At 45.7% G+C, this 16,661-nt stretch carries 16 protein-coding genes; 9 read left to right on the forward strand and 7 right to left on the reverse strand.

The window, feature by feature from the left end; genetic code table 11:
* The first annotated feature begins 1 nt into the window (after position 1).
* Genes MNO13_RS10310 through MNO13_RS10345 form a run of 8 tightly spaced genes read left to right on the forward strand, consistent with a single transcriptional unit; the run spans position 2 to position 9,888 of the window.
* Positions 2-2,140 (forward strand): GumC family protein, encoded by a 2,139-nt coding sequence (locus MNO13_RS10310; RefSeq protein WP_241939946.1) that lies wholly within the window; start codon positions 2-4, stop codon positions 2,138-2,140.
* A complete protein-coding gene (locus tag MNO13_RS10315) occupies positions 2,137-3,348 on the forward strand; it encodes a lipopolysaccharide biosynthesis protein (RefSeq protein WP_064545722.1) in 1,212 nt (403 codons plus the stop codon). Before MNO13_RS10310 ends, MNO13_RS10315 begins: the two co-directional genes overlap by 4 nt.
* Positions 3,345-4,718 (forward strand): hypothetical protein, encoded by a 1,374-nt coding sequence (locus tag MNO13_RS10320; protein WP_064545725.1) that lies wholly within the window; start codon positions 3,345-3,347, stop codon positions 4,716-4,718. The genes MNO13_RS10315 and MNO13_RS10320 overlap by 4 nt, the downstream gene beginning before the upstream one ends.
* 1 nt (position 4,719) lies before the next feature.
* Complete coding sequence (locus MNO13_RS10325; protein ID WP_241939947.1) at positions 4,720-5,709, forward strand: glycosyltransferase family 2 protein; 990 nt, start codon at positions 4,720-4,722, stop codon at positions 5,707-5,709.
* Positions 5,710-5,718: 9 nt separating this feature from the next.
* Positions 5,719-6,930 (forward strand): glycosyltransferase family 4 protein, encoded by a 1,212-nt coding sequence (locus MNO13_RS10330; RefSeq protein ID WP_064545730.1) that lies wholly within the window; start codon positions 5,719-5,721, stop codon positions 6,928-6,930.
* Position 6,931: 1 nt separating this feature from the next.
* Positions 6,932-8,044 carry a glycosyltransferase family 4 protein gene (locus MNO13_RS10335; protein WP_133521683.1) on the forward strand — a complete coding sequence of 371 codons (1,113 nt, stop codon included), beginning with the start codon at positions 6,932-6,934 and terminating at the stop codon, positions 8,042-8,044.
* A gap of 2 nt (positions 8,045-8,046) precedes the next feature.
* Positions 8,047-8,454: a hypothetical protein gene (locus MNO13_RS10340; RefSeq protein ID WP_237932460.1), complete on the forward strand. Its 408-nt coding sequence runs from the start codon at positions 8,047-8,049 to the stop codon at positions 8,452-8,454.
* Positions 8,455-8,493: 39 nt separating this feature from the next.
* Positions 8,494-9,888, forward strand: a complete 1,395-nt coding sequence (locus MNO13_RS10345) for a DUF4832 domain-containing protein (protein ID WP_241939948.1) — start codon at positions 8,494-8,496, stop codon at positions 9,886-9,888.
* A gap of 138 nt (positions 9,889-10,026) precedes the next feature.
* Here MNO13_RS10345 and galE read toward each other — a convergent pair whose 3' ends face one another.
* The 5 genes from galE to yecR form a co-directional block, all read right to left on the reverse strand.
* A complete protein-coding gene (gene galE, locus MNO13_RS10350; RefSeq protein WP_241939949.1) occupies positions 10,027-11,043 on the reverse strand; it encodes a UDP-glucose 4-epimerase GalE in 1,017 nt (338 codons plus the stop codon).
* A 99-nt stretch (positions 11,044-11,142) separates the two neighbouring features.
* Positions 11,143-12,066, reverse strand: coding sequence for a glucosamine inositolphosphorylceramide transferase family protein (locus MNO13_RS10355; RefSeq protein ID WP_241939950.1), 924 nt, complete (start codon positions 12,064-12,066; stop codon positions 11,143-11,145).
* An 89-nt stretch (positions 12,067-12,155) separates the two neighbouring features.
* Positions 12,156-12,284 (reverse strand): hypothetical protein, encoded by a 129-nt coding sequence (locus MNO13_RS24345; protein WP_255424161.1) that lies wholly within the window; start codon positions 12,282-12,284, stop codon positions 12,156-12,158.
* A gap of 222 nt (positions 12,285-12,506) precedes the next feature.
* Positions 12,507-13,004 carry a non-heme ferritin gene (gene ftnA, locus MNO13_RS10360; RefSeq protein WP_064545742.1) on the reverse strand — a complete coding sequence of 166 codons (498 nt, stop codon included), beginning with the start codon at positions 13,002-13,004 and terminating at the stop codon, positions 12,507-12,509.
* Positions 13,005-13,223: 219 nt separating this feature from the next.
* Complete coding sequence (gene yecR / locus MNO13_RS10365) at positions 13,224-13,568, reverse strand: YecR family lipoprotein (RefSeq protein ID WP_241939951.1); 345 nt, start codon at positions 13,566-13,568, stop codon at positions 13,224-13,226.
* 390 nt (positions 13,569-13,958) lie between these two features.
* Between yecR and MNO13_RS10370 the strand changes: the two genes are divergently transcribed.
* A complete protein-coding gene (locus MNO13_RS10370) occupies positions 13,959-14,597 on the forward strand; it encodes an RpiB/LacA/LacB family sugar-phosphate isomerase (RefSeq protein ID WP_064545746.1) in 639 nt (212 codons plus the stop codon).
* A gap of 105 nt (positions 14,598-14,702) precedes the next feature.
* On the opposite strand, the gene MNO13_RS10375 is transcribed toward MNO13_RS10370, so the two are convergent.
* Complete coding sequence (locus MNO13_RS10375) at positions 14,703-14,969, reverse strand: hypothetical protein (protein ID WP_133521679.1); 267 nt, start codon at positions 14,967-14,969, stop codon at positions 14,703-14,705.
* Between the two features lie 73 nt (positions 14,970-15,042).
* A complete protein-coding gene (locus tag MNO13_RS10380) occupies positions 15,043-16,461 on the reverse strand; it encodes an MFS transporter (protein WP_064545748.1) in 1,419 nt (472 codons plus the stop codon).
* Positions 16,462-16,661 lie beyond the last annotated feature (200 nt).

Genomic DNA, 16,661 nt, shown 5'->3' on the forward strand with positions numbered 1-16,661 from the left:
TATGAAACTATCAATCGTAGAAAATGGCAAGAAGCGAGAAAGCGCGATCGATTTCTCCAGGTTTGCCAAAGAAATTAAAAAGAACAGTTGGAAAATCCTCCTCGCCGGCGTGATTGCGGGGGCGGTTGCCTGGCCATTAATCAGCATGATGACATCTAAGTATGTCTCAACGGCGACGGTGCTTATCAAAGCCCAACCGGATAATATTTCCCCATTCCCGCAGGTAGACGGTTATGACTCGACACGTAATGGTTATTACGAAACTCAATATGCATTGATGCAGTCGCGTATTGTGCTGGAGCAGGCGGTGCGCAATTTGAAACTGGATGAAAATCCTGATTTCATCGGCGAAAATTCGGACAGCAAAAATGCGAATACGCCTGAGAATCAGCAAGCGCGTGTTGATAAGGCACTGAAGACGTTGCTGAAAAACCTGACCATTAACGGTGTGCGCACCACGCATCTGGCATCAATCTCTTATGAATCCTCTTCGCCTGAGGTTGCAGCACAGGTAGCCAATGGTGTGGCGCAGGCGTTCATTGATTACAGTGCGGCGCAAAAGCGCGGCAATACGCTGAAAGCGCGTGAAAGCAACCAGCAGCGTATGCTCGAATTGCAGCAGCAAATTGCCGGGCAAAAGCGGGCCATTGATGATTATCTGAAGCAAGAGGGGTTGTTGACCTTCCGCGGTGTGGATGGTTTTGAAACCGAGCAGTTAAGTATTGTCACTAACCGCCTGGCGGATGCGACTCAGCGTCGTGTTGCGGCAGAATCGCAGTATAACGAAGTGCGCAGAAGCGCCGGGCGATCGCTGGAAGATGTGATCTCACTGCCAGTGATTTCAGACCATGCTCAGATTCAGGATTTACGCATTGCACTCGTTCAGGCGAAACGGACGCTCTATGAACTGCGCAAATCGTATGGCCCGAAACACATCAAGATTCAGGAAGCTCAGGCGCAAGTTCAGGCCGTTCAGGATCAAACCTACAGCGTGCTGGGTGAACTGGAAACTGGCCTGCGTCAGCAATATCAGGCAGCACTGGCTGATGAAAATAACTACCAGAAACAGCTGAATGAGCAAAAATTGATCTTCCAGAAACTTGCTTCGAAACGTGAAGGTTATAACGGGTTGAAACTGGCGCTGGATAAAACGGAAGATTCATATAAAACGCTGTATCAACGTACTCAGGAACAGACGCTGTCCGGTAATTATGCTGATTCGGATGCCGTCTTGTATGACCCGGCGGTACCTGCTGAACGCCCATCTAAACCTAACAAACCGTTGTTACTTGTCATGGTGGTGTTATTCGTTTTGGCTTTTAGCATCATGTACTTCATCGTTAAATCAGCAATGGACAGCACCATTAATAACCTGAGCCAAATGAAGAAACGGTTGAACCTCGAGCCATTAGGTGAGATTCGCCGCTATTCGGGTCTGGGGAGCCGTGCGCAAATCCGCGACGTAATCTCCAATAACCCGCTCAATGCCGATATCATTCACAGTATTCGTACCCGTATCATGCTCGATAATCGCCAGTTGCAGGCGGTTTCGGTGACGTCGACTGACCACGGGGAAGGCCGAACGCTGTTGGCTAACCTGTTAGCAAATTCATTTAGTTTCGATCAGAAAACGCTGCTGGTTGATCTCGATTTCTTCAATAAAGACGGCTTATCAAGTGAGCTGGCGAAACCGTCTGCCCATGGCGTTGCTGAGCTGCTGCGCGGCGAAGGCACGCATGAGAACCTTAGTGTCAAAGTGAATGAAAATCTGGATTTTCTTCCTCGTGGCAATGCAACGATCTCCTCACTATTGCTGTTGTCGTCGGAAAATCTTGAGCATCTGATGCGTGAATTACGCAGCCATTACCAGCGTATTATTATTGACGTTGCTGCGGTGAATCAGAGCCAGGACAGCCAGCTGATTAGTCGTGTCATTGATGGGCAAATTTTCATGCTGAAAGCGGGTGCGGCACCGGCGGAACATATTATCCAGGCGCTAGATAAACTCGAATCTAATCATTCTGTTGTTGTCGGTGTGGTGCTTAATCAGGTCGTGGATAAAAATCTTGAGACAAAAGAGGGTTTACGCTCACTCAACCTGCAAACCAGTGAATTGATGAGCAGCACAGGCCGGATATGAGTTTACTGAGAAGCGCGTCCACAATTGCGGGTTCATCAGTCATTTCACAACTGATTGGTGCGCTGTCTATTTGGTTAATTTCACACAAATATGACCTGGCCGAAGTGGGGCTGTACGCGCTTAACTACAGTATTGCGTTGATTGGGGCTCAAGTTTGTACCTTTGCATCACAGTTACTCATTCCTAAGCAGCAAGATGATGAACTGGCGCAAAACGTGGTGTTTTGCTTGTTGCAAAGTCTGATTATCGCTCTGCCTTACGCGCTGCTTACTGCATGGCTGTTTAATCAGAATATTTTCTTCCTTTATCTGCTCACGCTTTCAAATACGTGGATTTTGATTTCGGAAAACTTATCGTTACGTACTGCTAATTTTGGCTTTTTGGTCTTCCAGCGTATCTCTGTCTCCGTGGTAGTGGTGCTCTCCGTGCTACTCACCACGCATATCCAGGCATTTTACTGGGCGTGGGCAGGTTCGATGATGGTGTTGACTATTGGCTGCATTCTTCGTGCTTTCGATATTCGTAGTGTGCAACTGGCACATTTGAGCCCCAAAAATAACCTCGCATTCTTTAGTAAGCACGTTCATCACATCACTAAAGTCGGCAGTGCGGAAGTGCTGGCGATGGCGAACAGTAACTTGCCTATCATGTTGATAAACTTTTGGTTCTCAGCATTGACTGCGGGTTATTTTTCTATTGTCAGCCGCTTCTGCCTGGCGCCAGTGGTGATTGTCGGGAATGCGGTACGCAACGCTATTTTCTCGAAATGGTCGATAGATTTCAGGCATAACACCTTTAACTTTGAAGAGTACAAAAAGGTCCGTTTGCTGCTTCTGGTATTGGGTGTTGTGTGTACACTGGGGGTGTTTCTGTTTTATCCCATCGTTATGCACCTGGGCTTTAGTGAGGACTGGATAAACTCGATTCCCACTTCACGCTACATGTTGCCATATTTATTCCCGGCTTTAGCGGTGTGCCCGTTGACCGTGATTGAACTGATTTTTGGTTCGCACCGTTATTTCCTGCGTATCCAGTTTGAACAATTAGCGATTGTACTGATTGCGTTTGTCATAGTGCCTTATTTTTATAATGACTATGCCACTTCGATTATTCTGTTCTCAGTACTGACTTTCGTTCGTTATGCGTTTATTTATCTCAAGGTAAATAAACGCGCCAATCTTTTGAAAGACAGGCCGGTGGTATTATGAATCTCAACACTGGGAATTATTTACAGACATACTCTTTCATGACCCTGATGGTCTGCGGGTTAGTTCAGTACTTCACGGGTGTGTTGGCGGTGCTGTGGATCCCATTCTTCCTGACATTGCTGATGTTCATTTTGCTGGTGATGCAAACCCGCTATGAAAAATTGCAGTTGGATAAACAAGAAATCGTGGTGCTGACGCTGTACCTTATTTTCATGGTCATGGCGGGAGTATCGACAATTTTGCAGGCCGGGGTGACTGACGCGATTGTCGGTTTTAAAAATGAAATCGCACTTTCACTGGTGATGTTCTGCCTGCTGTTAGGCTTTTGTCGTGAATCGCAGGTCTATCGCGTCACACGTTCTTTATATTGGGTGTTTTACGCTCAATTTCCGGTAGTGCTTTATCAATTGCTGTTTGTTCTACCCCAGCGTGTTGTGGTGCGTGGCGAAGAAGATAAATGGGATTCGGTGGTTGGGACCTTTGGCGGTGACCCATTGGGAGGCGGGAATACCGCTGCGATGGGGTTGTTTTGCCTGCTGATTATGTTGTTAAAAGTCTCCGAATTTAAGCATGGGCTAACCAGTTTTAAATCGATGGCCTTGCATGTCATTTTGGGTTTTGGCTTGTGTATTGTCGGTGAAGTGAAATTTGTCATTCTGTTGTCACCGATATTACTGGCATGGGTTTGGTTGATGCCGAGCTTCGTAAAAGGCATGAATAAAGTGAATATCAAAGCCCTGCTGTTGATATTCACCGCTATGGCATTACTCATTGCCTTCGCCATTGTCATTTTAGCAGCGGGTTATTCCACGGCCTATGGTACTGACCCTACACAAAGCTCGCTTGCTGTTTTTATTAACTCACTCAGTTACATTTTTGACCCAAACTATATTCTGCCTTCAGGCGAAGTGGGGCGGTTTACAACACTGCTATTCTGGATAAAAAATAACGATCTTTGGGGGCTTTCAGGGACGCTATTTGGTTACGGATTAAACGCGACCAACAGCGGAAGTGTGGTGTCGCCAGGCTTCCTGAATCTCACCTATAATTTAATTCTCGATTCGACTTCTTTGAGTATGTTGCTCTGGGAAGTGGGCGTGGTGGGAACCCTTTTGTTTATCGGTTTAATTCTCTACATCCTGAAAATTGTGCAACCTAAAGCTCTGTTAGATCGCGAGCAATTAGACCCACAGGATCTGCAATTACTCAGTTTTGCGCCTGCATTTAATGTTTTTGCTATCAGTTGCTTACTGAGCTTGCCCTACAGTCAGATACTCACTATCACACCAATGCTCCAATTCCTTTTCTATCTGGCACTGGGCTCAAGTCTGGTTATTCGTCGAACCGTATATCGTTTTGCAGAGCAATAATATGAGTCATAAACCGTTTATCTCCGTGAGCATTAAAACACTTAACGAAGCCAAGTGTATTGAAAAAACGATTGATAGTATCCAGCGGCAGATTGCTGAATATCCTCATAAAATTATTGTTGCCGACAGCTTATCAACCGATAGCACTCAGCAATTGGCCAGCAATAAAGGGGTCACCGTGGTGTCGTTAACCCAGCCTGCGGATCGCTGTTGTGGCGTTGGCCATCAACTTGGCTATCTGTATAGCGAAGGTGAATATTTGTTGTTGATGGACGGCGATATGGAGCTGGAAAAAGGATTTATTGATAGCGCTATTACCTTTCTGCAAAGCCATCCCGAATATGCTGGTGTTGCGGGAACGGTGGAAATGGATGATGCCTCTAACTATGAATTTAAATCGCGCAAACAGCGGCTACATGAAATTTATCCGCTAGGGGATTGCGACCATTTAGGGGGCGGTGGTTTATATCGCCGCACCGCAATAGAAAAAATTGGCTATCTGACCAACCGCAATCTTCATGCCTATGAAGAGGCTGAACTTGGCATGCGTTTAGTGGATGCGGGTTATAAATTACACCGCCTGAATGTGCCTTATTTCAGCCACACATCGCACAATATGCCGACACTAAAACTGCTGATGTACCGTTGGCGCAGTGGGTATAACAAAGCGCCAGGTGAATTATTACGCAGTGCCTGGGGTAAACCCTGGTGGCCCATTGCCATAAAAATGGTCAAAAACGAGATGATTTTTGCGACCTATATGCTGCTATTACTGGTGGCGATATTAACCTTTAATATTGATATTATCGCGCTGGCTTTATTGCCGCTGATTGCATTTATCATACTGAAAACGATAAAAAATCGTTCATTAATTAATGGCTTGCAAAGTGTACTTAATTTAGCCGTACTCTCTGCGGGATTAATCAAGGGATTGACTCATCCTGTGCGCGATCCTATGACGCCACCCGACAGCAAAGTCATTCATGAATAGGTGGCCACGATGAAAATTTTACTGGTAAACAAGTTCTTCTACATTAAAGGTGGCGCGGAAACTGTCTATTTCCAGGAACGCGAAATGCTGAAACAAGCAGGCGTCGAGGTGATTGATTTTTCCATGCAGCACGAGAAAAATTTCCCCTCTGACTATGCTGATTATTTTGTCAGCAATGTCGATTACCATAAAGGTAGTAACCTGCTCGGCGGGATTAAGACGGCAATTGAATTTATCCACAACAACGAAGCCTGCAAAAAAATGAAGGCTCTGCTTGAGAAAGAGCGTCCGGATATTGTTCATTTTCACAACATTTACCATCAGTTGACCCCATCGATAATTAAAATTGCCCGGGATTTTGGCTGTAAAACGGTATTAACCGCCCACGATTATAAAATTGCCTGTCCTTCCTACGCCATGTTACGCGACGGCAAAGTTTGCGATGCCTGTATTACGGGCTCAGTATTTAATGCGTTTAAATATCGCTGTTATGAAGGTTCAGCATCCAAGAGCTTGCTGCTGACCTTAGAAGCCACCTGGCAATATATTGCTAAGAATTATCAGGCTCTTGACGTCATTATTTCACCCAGTGAGTTTCTGCGCGGCATCATAAGACACACGTTGCCAAATTCACGTATCGAGGTGATTGTTAATGGCATTGATGACAGCCAACCCTTCGAAGGTATTGAAGACCACGGCTATTTGCTGTTTGTCGGGCGTATCAGCCCTGAGAAAGGGATTCAAACATTAGCGCAGGCTCATGAGCTAATGCGTAATAAAATCCCGCTGAAGATAGTCGGCCATGGCCCGATCTATCATGACCTGATGAAGCAATTCCCACAGGCAGAATTCCTCGGTTATGTGCAACAAGGCGAAGGATTAGACTCATTGATTAAGCATGCGCGCGCGATCGTCGTGCCTTCTGAATGTAATGAAAATTGCTCGATGTCGGTGTTAGAAGCCATGTCGTTTGCGCGGCCGATTGTGGGCTCGCGTATTGGTGGGATCCCCGAACAAATACGTGATGGTGTGGATGGTGCATTATTTGAACCGGGCAATGCTCAGGAGTTGGCGAATATCCTTGATTTTCTGGCTGAAAACCCGGATAAAGCACACCACATGGGGTTAAATGCGCACCAGCGGCTCTGTGATAAATACGCCATGCGTAATCATATGGAAGCGTTGCTTAACTTGTACCAAGAACTGTTGAGCAAACCCTAATATGACCAGGAAAATTACTGTCATTGGCACACGTGGCATACCCGATGTGTTAGGCGGAGTGGAAACACATTGCCAAAATCTTTATCCGGCTATCAAAGAACAGTTTGATGTGGATATTTGTGTTATCGCTCGCGCTCCGTATGTTGGTTACAGTAAGTCGCAGTACAAAAATGTGGAAACCGTGGCGCTATGGGCACCTAAAAAACGCTCACTGGAAGCCATTGTTCATTCCGTTTTGGCTGCGTTTAAGACCTGTTTTGATAAATCCACTATTGTTCATGTGCATGCCATCGGGCCGGGCCTGGTAGTGCCACTGCTACGTTTACTGGGTAAGAAAGTGGTGTTTACCCATCACGGTCCTGATTATGAACGCCAGAAGTGGGGCCGAGTTGCAAAACAGGCTCTCTTATTAGGTGAAAAGTTTGCGGTTAATTATGCCAATGAAGTGATCGTTATTTCTGAAGTGATTAATCAACTGATTCAGAAAAAACATGGTCGCATGGATGCTCATCTGATTTATAACGGCGTAAATACTCCGCAAACGCAGGCCCCGGAGATGATTCATAAAACACTCGACCGTTATGCCCTGAAGCCTAAGAATTATCTTGTTGCGGTGGGGCGTTTTGTGGAAGAGAAAGGGTTTCATGATTTAATTACTGCCTACCAGCAATCAGGGGCGTCCGAGCCATTAGTTTTGGTTGGCGATGCGGATCATCCTTCTGATTACAGCATGCGCCTGAAGGAATTAGCGATAAAAACCCCGAATGTCATTCTGACCGGTTTTTTAAAAGGTGACGCACTGAAGGTGGTATTTTCTCAGGCTAAGTTATTTATCATGCCGTCGTATCACGAAGGATTACCTATAGCGCTGCTGGAAGCTATGTCTTATTCATTGCCTGCTGTGGTGAGTGATATTCCGGCAAATCTGGAAGTCGGGTTGCCCGCAGATGCCTATTTTAAAGTCGGTAACGTGCTTGATTTAGCTGAAAAAATTAACGAAAAACGTGGGTTGGCTAGTGCGGATTACAGTAAATATCTGCAAACCTACGACTGGCGTGAGATTGCCAGGAACACGGTAAGTGTCTACCATTCAATAGATAAATCAATAGGTTAAATTTGACGAATTCTACTCGACGCCCAATCGTCATCGACAGATTCTATGAAGTGCTTGATGAACAAACTCAGGCGCAGCTCACTGCTGAGCAAAAGCAGGAGATAGAGAACGCGATCGTTTCTATCACGCTCTCGTCGCACCATCGGATCGATATTCGTAAAAGCTTTCCCTTTTTTGGGACGCGCTACTACATGGTCTTTTTGTTGGGAAGAGATTTCCGCAAACGGTTACGTAAAGAATCGACGCTGGTGCGTATCGTTGTGACGTTGCTGATTCTTTGTGGCGCAGTTTTCGCCATTTTGTGTCTATTCTTAACTCTCTACATGATCAAATCCGCTGTGGGAATCGACCTGTTTCGTAATTTCCACGTCGGGATTTGGGATTGGTGGCTCAGCTTGCGAAGTAACTGATCCTGGGAAGTTAACGCCCCAACAGAAGCAGGAAAGACTATGAATATGAAAACGTTAGTTTCACTGATGTGCATGGTTTTTCCGGGGGCGGTAATCGCCGTACCGACGACAGTTGTAACGCCAAAGGCACTGTCAGGCCCCATCACCAATCCCGGAACGGGAATCGCCAGCTTTCATCAAGGTTTTGGGCAACAACTGACGCCCGCGCAATATCCTGATACCGGGATTGAATACGAGCGTTTTTACTGGTCTGAGCTTGAGCCGGTTGAAGGGCAGTATAATTTTGCACTGGTCGATGATGCTTTCAGGTTTGCGGCGGCGCATCAACCGGCGATGAATGTCGGATTGCGGGTTATGGTTTTGGATGGCCCCGAGAGCGGGAGCAAAATCCCTGACTGGTTGATCAGAAAAGGGGTGAAAGGAGTCTGGACACCCGATAGAAAAACCTTCGCGCCGAATTTAGATGACCCTATTTTTCTTGAATACAGCCAGCGCCTGCTGAATGCCTTCGGTAAACGCTACGACGGTAATGAAAATCTTGCTTACATCGATATCGGCATGGTGGGCTCCTGGGGCGAATGGCATAACAGCAACTTTCCTTCCTTGCCGCCCCTTGAAGAACGCTACACGCCAGCCCAACTAGAAAAGTACGTTAAAATGCACTTCACAGCATTTCCTAAAACGCCAAAAATTATGCTGATTGCCGGTAACGAAAATCTCGCGAGTGCAGTGAGGCGAGGTGCAGGCTGGCGCGCTGACTGTCTTGGGGACTGGCGGAACTTTTCCACAACCTGGAATCTCATGGAAGATGATTATCCTCCGCGCTTAGAGGCAGCCCAGGCGGCATATTCCGGCTTTAACGATGCCTGGAAACGCTCGCCGATAAGTTTTGAGATCTGCGGTCATATGACGGAGTGGAAAACAGTACAGCACTATACCCGTGAAGAAGTGCAACGAACATTTGACTGGGCCATAGAGAAACATGCCAGCACGATTAATCTGAAGTCGAGTGAAGTGCCGGTGATGTATCGAGCCATCGTCGATAACGCGCTGACAAAACTGGGTTATCGTTTCCGTTTAGTCTCGTTAAGCCATGATTCTGTGGTCACCAGAGGCAGTACACTGACGCTGAATAGCCAGTGGGCGAATGATGGCATTGCACCGAGTTACCGGAAATATGATGTGGTGTATCGCCTGGTAAATAATACGAACAAAGTTATCGCCCAGGGGAAAACATCCGATGACATTCGCAACTGGCTGCCAGGTGAGCGTTCACTGAGTTATCGTCTGTCACTGCCTGTAGCTTTAGCGAATGGGCAGTATTATATCGAGGTGGCAATGCTGGACTCTCAAGGCAAGGCGAGAATTAATCTGGCTAACGAAGGCAAACAGAGTGACGGTTGGTATCGGGTGTCGAAGGTCCGCGCTCAATAATATCCTTCATTCTTCAAGCTGCATCTTTGTTGGCTGCGTTCACGAGCCCGAATCACTTACTTTAGTAAGCTCATCGGGACTCGCTCTCTTGCCGCCGCGATGCAACTTGAATTATTGTGGGTATTGAAGCTATGACGGCTAAGAACTAAAGCCGTTCGGGTTATTTTTCTGCCAGTTCCAGGTATCACGCATCATTTCATCAAGTGAACGGGTCGCGATCCACCCCAGTTCTTGTTTGGCTAAAGACGAATCTGACCAACATTCCGCCACATCACCCGGTCTTCTGGCGACGATTTGATAGTTAATTTTCGTTTGTGCGGCCTTTTCAAAAGCCTTAATCAGGTCAAGAACGGAATAGCCGACACCGGTCCCCAGGTTGATGGCTTTGAATGGTGAACCCTCAGCTTTATGGTCTAACGCCGCCAGGTGCCCGCTTGCCAGATCCAGAACATGAATATAATCACGAACCCCGGTTCCATCCGGCGTTGGGTAATCGTTGCCGAATACCGACAGACATTCGAGCTTTCCGATTGCCACCTGAGAAATATATGGAACCAGGTTGTTAGGAATACCGTTGGGATCTTCACCAATACGCCCTGAAGCATGCGCACCAACCGGGTTGAAATAGCGTAAGCAAGTAATGCGGAACTCAGGTTGTGCATGCGAAAAATCACGCAAAATCTGCTCAACCATTAATTTCGACGTCCCGTATGGGTTAGTCGTACCACCGACTTGGCACTCTTCGCTTAGTGGTACTTTTTCGGGGTTACCGTATACCGTTGCGGAAGAGCTGAAGATAAGGCTATTGACACCAGCGCGTAACATCTCATTGAGCAAAATCAGCGTCCCAACGACATTGTTCTCATAATATTCCAGCGGCTTTCTGACTGATTCGCCTACGGATTTTAAACCAGCAAAATGAATAACATCGGATATGTTGTGTTTTGAGAAGATCTCTTTTAGCGCTTGTTTGTCTAAAATATCGGCAACATATAATGTTGGTACTTTCCCGGTTAATTCTGTCACCCGCTCCAAAGATGTTTTAGACGAGTTAGAGAGATTGTCTATAACGACGACATCATCACCTCTTTCCAGTAATGCCAGAACGGTATGTGAGCCAATATAACCAGCACCACCAGTTACAAGAATTGCCATAGTATCTCCAGATTAAGATTACAAAATGCGCGTATTGATGTGACCCTCAGTCAAGTCGTTCAATAGTATCAGCAATCACCCAGCCATTCATCTGGTGTTTCAGGCAAAAAAATGCTTCCTGTATTTAACAAAACACTTAAAGAAAATCTTTTTTAACGGCGATAACAGGCTGAATGTCAAATTTTTAGTATCATAGGCAATATAATCATTTGTGAAGTTTAAAGTATGAATACCTGCGCTTTGATTGATTGTTGGAACAATATTAGCAACAAGTTTCTCTTCAAAAATCAAAGGGCTTAAATGAACTATCTCTTTGATATAAACGGACTTACCATAAAAACCTAAATGACATTCTTGGGTTAGAATATAAAGTTTGTCATCGATGGAATAGGGGGTTCCAGCACCACGATGGTGGCGGTTACATAATGTTAATGAGGGTTTTATTTTTTCCCACTCACCGAATAAGCCCCTTGCTGTATGAATGACAATATCGTTATCCAGAGTCGTAGAAATAAGATAGTGGGTTCCCTCATGAGTGAAGAGAACATTATCGGTATATTCGACGTTGGAAAGTAATACTTTTACTTTTTCCCAACGACCAGGGAATTCAATAGATTGGAAAAGAATGACTTCCTTTCTCTCTGATGACTCCGGAATCATATACAGTTTGTCGCCAGAGCTAAACATAAAAGGAAATGACAGGTGACATTTCAAATCGTCAAAACCTTCCAGTTTGATATCTTCTAGCTCTTCCAGTTGGTTATTCAGAATACGGCACTTCAGGAATCCCTTAGAGTTCAGGAAACTAAATGCTTCATAGAAAACATACAGCTTATCGTCTTTTTCGATAATAAAAGGGTCGGCCTGAAAAGTGTATTTTTTATTAAGCAGTTGTGCTTTGGAATTGCTGAGAATATCCAGAGTATTATCAGGAAACGAATGTGTATCATTTTTAATGATCATGATGTCCCATGATTCATGGAAAAATAACTTTTTAATTAATTTATTGTTTTTGTTAAACATTTATCATCTTGTCCATGTTAGTAATCACCAGATGCAGGAAGAAAATGACAGGTACTATTTTAAATTATAAGTCATGCTTAAGGTTATAATTACGGTAAGAAATAGTTACCAAAGAGACGCAATGCCGCTTTCTGGCTAACTGCCGCCCGCTGAGTTGGGCTTAGCTGTCGCCGATAGCAAACAACGAAATGCTGCTGTTTTGCAGTATAGACGCTCATGCAATATTCGCCTTTCTTAAAAATGCCTATTTGAGGTTACAAGCGAGCATGGCAAACTTTGCTGTGGGAAAGATCTTGATGAACAAATAGTTACCAGATAACTGAGGCGATTAATAAGATGCCTGACGAGAGAAAATCAGCGAGAGAATATTGAGGAGATCAAGAGATGATTTGGTTAATGAAAACCGGTAAACATAAGGCATGCTTACCGGTTAGCTATTATTAAGCTTGAGTATCTAGTGTAGAAAGTTCTTTATCAACGAAATACAAGCCTTCACCGCTTTTACCGACCAGACTTAATTTATCCAGCACAGATTTAAACAGTTTTTCTTCTTCATGCTGTTCAGAAACATACCACTGCAGGAAATTAAAGGTTGGGTAATCCTGAGAGGTCATCGCCGCATGCGCCAGTTCATTAATTTTACGGGTAATTAACTGTTCGTGTTCGTAGGTGGCGTTAAACAGGCTATCCAGTGAATCGTAATCCTGGTCTGGTGCAGGAATTGCATTGATGCGCGGCAAGCTTCCGGTATCTGTTAAATAAGCAAACAGGCGTTGCATGTGTTCCATCTCTTCCTGGGCATGGCGACGCAGGAAAGCGGCTGCACCTTCGAAGCTATGGTAGCTGCACCAGGCACTCATTTGTTGATAAAGCAGGGAAGAGTAAAGCTCAAGATTCATTTGTTCGTTAAGTTTTTCGATCATTTCAGCTTTAAGCATGATGCGCTCCAGGAGAATCAGATAATTAACAATGGCGCTACTTTAATTTTATTATTTCTATAATGCAAAGGAATTGTTAATTATATTATTGTAATGAGAATGGTTGCTAATATTATTCTTTTTTATAAATAATAGCTTAATACTAATAAGAATGATTGTTATTTAATTAATAGGGTTGAACAACAATTATTGCCCAACCCATATAGGCGTTAAGCTCAATTATTGTACGGCTATTTCATCTCTCAGGTACTTCTCCATTCCGTTCCCCCTGCATTGGTACTCCAGTGTGACGGTTTGGTTCAGGCACAATGCGCCACTGGTCAGGCTGCAGGTTTTGATCGGATCGCCATAAGGGAATGCCGCACTATACCCCCATTGTTGACACTGGTGGCTGGCAGCCGACTGAGCAACGTAGGTGTCGACTTTCGCTCTTTGTAATGGCGCAATATCAAACCCGAGACGAACAACACCTGCCACTTCGCTCCCTTTGATGGGTTGTGGCGTTTTATTCATGGTGCAACCGCTTAATAACGCAGTCACTAAAACTAAATATATTGTTTTCATCACGCTGAGTCTCAAAAGATATTTCTTCTTATTTTAGCATGCTGCCAAACAGAATATTACCAACAGTATAAAGCTGTGTAATTGCATTTAAGGTCAGTAATAATCCATCTCTTAACCTAAATTTCGGGCGTATATCAAAGGGTAATTACTGTGGTATTCACCAACGGTTTTCAGAAGATTTCTGACAGCAAGCATGGGTGTGCTGGAGAGAGGTTTTGCGCTGGTGGTAAGCGAAGTGCGTAACCGGGCAAAACTCAGAAGTGTGAGCACCTCTTAATTTTTTAAAACAAAATTTCATTAAATTTGAAAGTATGTTTGCCAGATAGTATCGTTAAGGTATACCCAAGCTATTCACCGCGGGAAATCCCGTGACCCAATCAGGAGACGGAAATGAAAATAGCACTGATGATGGAAAACAGTCAGGCTGGCAAAAATGCAATCATTCTTAATGAGTTGCAAGCGGTTGCTGCTGAGAAAGAGTACCCGGTTTACAACGTCGGTATGAGCGATGAGCAGGATCACCACCTGACCTACATCCACCTCGGTATTATGGCCAGCATTCTGTTGAACTCGAAAGCCGTTGATTTTGTTGTGACCGGCTGCGGTACAGGTCAGGGCGCAATGATGTCTCTGAACATCCATCCAGGTGTGGTTTGCGGATACTGCCTGGATCCAGCCGATGCTTTCCTGTTCGCTCAAATCAACAACGGTAACGCGCTGTCACTGGCATTCGCTAAAGGTTTCGGTTGGGGTGCAGAGCTGAACGTCCGTTACATGTTCGAGAAAGCATTCACTGGCCGTAAAGGCGAAGGCTACCCAATCGAGCGTAAAGAGCCACAGGTTCGTAACGCGGGCATCCTCAACCAGGTTAAAGCGGCTGTAGTGAAAGAAAACTATCTGGACACCTTACGTTCTATCGACCCTGAGCTGGTGAAAACCGCGGTAACCGGCGAGCGTTTCCAGAAGTGCTTCTTCGAAAATTGCCAGGACAAAGAGATTGAAGCGTTCGTTCGCGAAATCCTTGCCTGATAATGATTAATATGAAATACGGCCAGTTTTTGCTGGCCGTATTTTTTTGCTTCAATACCGCCTAATTTCCGGCGCTTTACGCGCGATCTTTCTCAATTCCTATCATTACTTCCTGCTATCGAACTGATGCGACTGCATATCAGCGTGTTGTTGCGTCTGACGCGCGGCTTCAAGGTGTTCTGCATCCCAGTGTTGAAGGTTGATATCAGCTTGCGGCTCTTCGGGCCAGCGCTGTTGCACACCGTTATGCAGACTCGGTTTATGCAACGCAGGGAAGCTTAAAGAGGGGGAATGGACGCTGGGTTCGGCGGCAGTGACCTGAAAACTGACCAGCGATATAAACAGTATTAACCTTAATGTCATGTGTTTCATAACGGCCTCAACGGCACTCAATCTATAGCGTTAAGTATAATTGTGGCCCGAAACACTATGCAGACTTACTGCATTATTGCTTTTTGGAAACGCTGCTCCCGGCATTTTGCGGTAGCCGTAACAAGTCGACCAGCCCAAGCAAGCAAATCAGCGTAATCATCACAAATGAAATTTTAATCGGCATGCCGGGAATTGATGTGACATCAAACCATTGGCTGATTTTCTCGCCAAGGCGAATACCAATTGCGCCAAGCGTGATCCCCAGGCCTACCGACAACTGCGTCGCGGTGCTGAAAAGCGTATTGGCGTAGCTCATTTGCGCAGGTGGCACATCGGAAAAGGCCAGCGTGCTGATGCCAGTAAATTGCATTGAGCGGAACATGCCACCAAAGAACAGGATGGCTATCGTCAACCATGCCGCGGTGTGCGGCGTGAGAAATGCACACGCCAATAAAGAAGCGACGTTCAGCAGACCGTTAATAATCAGCAGTTTTTTGAAGCCTAACGCACGAATCAACGGCGTGGTGGCGGGTTTCATGGCGAGGTTCCCGGCAAATACGGCTAACACCAGTAAGCCCGAATGAAACGCGTCCATACCGAAACCGACCTGAAACAGCAGCGGCAATAAAAACGGTACCGCACTGATGGAGGTGCGGAATAGCGAACCGCCGTACATTGTCACGCCAAAAGTTTGCACCCTTAAAGCATCAAGACGAATCATCGGATGTTTGGCATGTTTAAAATGCCGCAGTGAAAACCATAACGAGGCGGCTCCCAATAGCAGCAGGCTGACGGTTGGCAACACATTCACCTGCGATTGCCCGAGCATTTCCAGCCCGTAGACCAGGCTAATCATCGCCACGGCGGTACTGGTAAAACCGATGCCATCAAACGGGCGGCGATCGTCATCATGAATATCAGGAATCAGCCGCCACGCCAGCGCCATTGCTATCAACCCAAGCGGTAGGTTGATATAAAAAATCCAGCGCCACGAGGCGTAACTGGTGATGAATCCCCCCAGTGGCGGGCCAATAATTGGCGCAACCAAAGCCGGCCAGGTGAGTGTGGCGATAGCGGTTATCAGTAAATGCTTGGGCGTGGTACGTAACACCGCAAGCCGCCCGACCGGTACCATCAACGCACCGCCAACCCCTTGTAAGATGCGCATGGCGACAAACTGTTCCAGCGTATTGGCAATCCCACATAGCACGGATGCAAAGGTGAAAATCCCCAGTGCGAGGGTAAAAACTTTGCGGGCACCAAAACGATCGGCAATCCAGCCACTGGCCGGAATTAACACCGCCAGAGTCAGCAAATAAGCGCTCATACCGATATTCAGATCAACAGCATCAACGCCAAATGTTTTTGCCATTTCCGGGAGTGCTGTGGCAATCACGGTTCCGTCGAGAAATTCCATAAAAAATGCGCCAGCAACCAGTAGCGCCATACCAGAGATGCCGCGTTTTGGAGACTGAGAAGGGGAGTTTTCCATGCATGAAACTCAAAATTAAAATAATGTTTTAAAAAATAATTGAGCCAATTAACCAGTTAAGTGTTGGATTTGCAAGCCATTTGATGTGAATGGCTTGTAAAATCCACAATGAAAATGTGTGATGCGCATCACAAAACTATTGATTTGTGTGACGGATGTCATATTATAGGCCCCATAACGAGCAACACCTGCAAAACTAA

Source organism: Buttiauxella ferragutiae (genome assembly GCF_022637515.1).
Lineage (GTDB): Bacteria > Pseudomonadota > Gammaproteobacteria > Enterobacterales > Enterobacteriaceae > Buttiauxella > Buttiauxella ferragutiae.

Coding starts and splice junctions, on each gene's coding strand:
- MNO13_RS10310 (WP_241939946.1), top strand. CDS start 2: ATGAAACTATCAATCGTAGAAAATGGCAAGAAGCGAGAAAGCGCGATC.
- galE (WP_241939949.1), bottom strand. CDS start 11,043: ATGGCAATTCTTGTAACTGGTGGTGCTGGTTATATTGGCTCACATACC.
- ftnA (WP_064545742.1), bottom strand. CDS start 13,004: ATGCTTAAAGCTGAAATGATCGAAAAACTTAACGAACAAATGAATCTT.
- yecR (WP_241939951.1), bottom strand. CDS start 13,568: ATGAAAACAATATATTTAGTTTTAGTGACTGCGTTATTAAGCGGTTGC.
- MNO13_RS10325 (WP_241939947.1), top strand. CDS start 4,720: ATGAGTCATAAACCGTTTATCTCCGTGAGCATTAAAACACTTAACGAA.
- MNO13_RS10345 (WP_241939948.1), top strand. CDS start 8,494: ATGAATATGAAAACGTTAGTTTCACTGATGTGCATGGTTTTTCCGGGG.
- MNO13_RS10330 (WP_064545730.1), top strand. CDS start 5,719: ATGAAAATTTTACTGGTAAACAAGTTCTTCTACATTAAAGGTGGCGCG.
- MNO13_RS10335 (WP_133521683.1), top strand. CDS start 6,932: ATGACCAGGAAAATTACTGTCATTGGCACACGTGGCATACCCGATGTG.
- MNO13_RS10370 (WP_064545746.1), top strand. CDS start 13,959: ATGAAAATAGCACTGATGATGGAAAACAGTCAGGCTGGCAAAAATGCA.
- MNO13_RS10315 (WP_064545722.1), top strand. CDS start 2,137: ATGAGTTTACTGAGAAGCGCGTCCACAATTGCGGGTTCATCAGTCATT.
- MNO13_RS10380 (WP_064545748.1), bottom strand. CDS start 16,461: ATGGAAAACTCCCCTTCTCAGTCTCCAAAACGCGGCATCTCTGGTATG.
- MNO13_RS10375 (WP_133521679.1), bottom strand. CDS start 14,969: ATGAAACACATGACATTAAGGTTAATACTGTTTATATCGCTGGTCAGT.
- MNO13_RS10355 (WP_241939950.1), bottom strand. CDS start 12,066: ATGTTTAACAAAAACAATAAATTAATTAAAAAGTTATTTTTCCATGAA.
- MNO13_RS10320 (WP_064545725.1), top strand. CDS start 3,345: ATGAATCTCAACACTGGGAATTATTTACAGACATACTCTTTCATGACC.
- MNO13_RS24345 (WP_255424161.1), bottom strand. CDS start 12,284: ATGAGCGTCTATACTGCAAAACAGCAGCATTTCGTTGTTTGCTATCGG.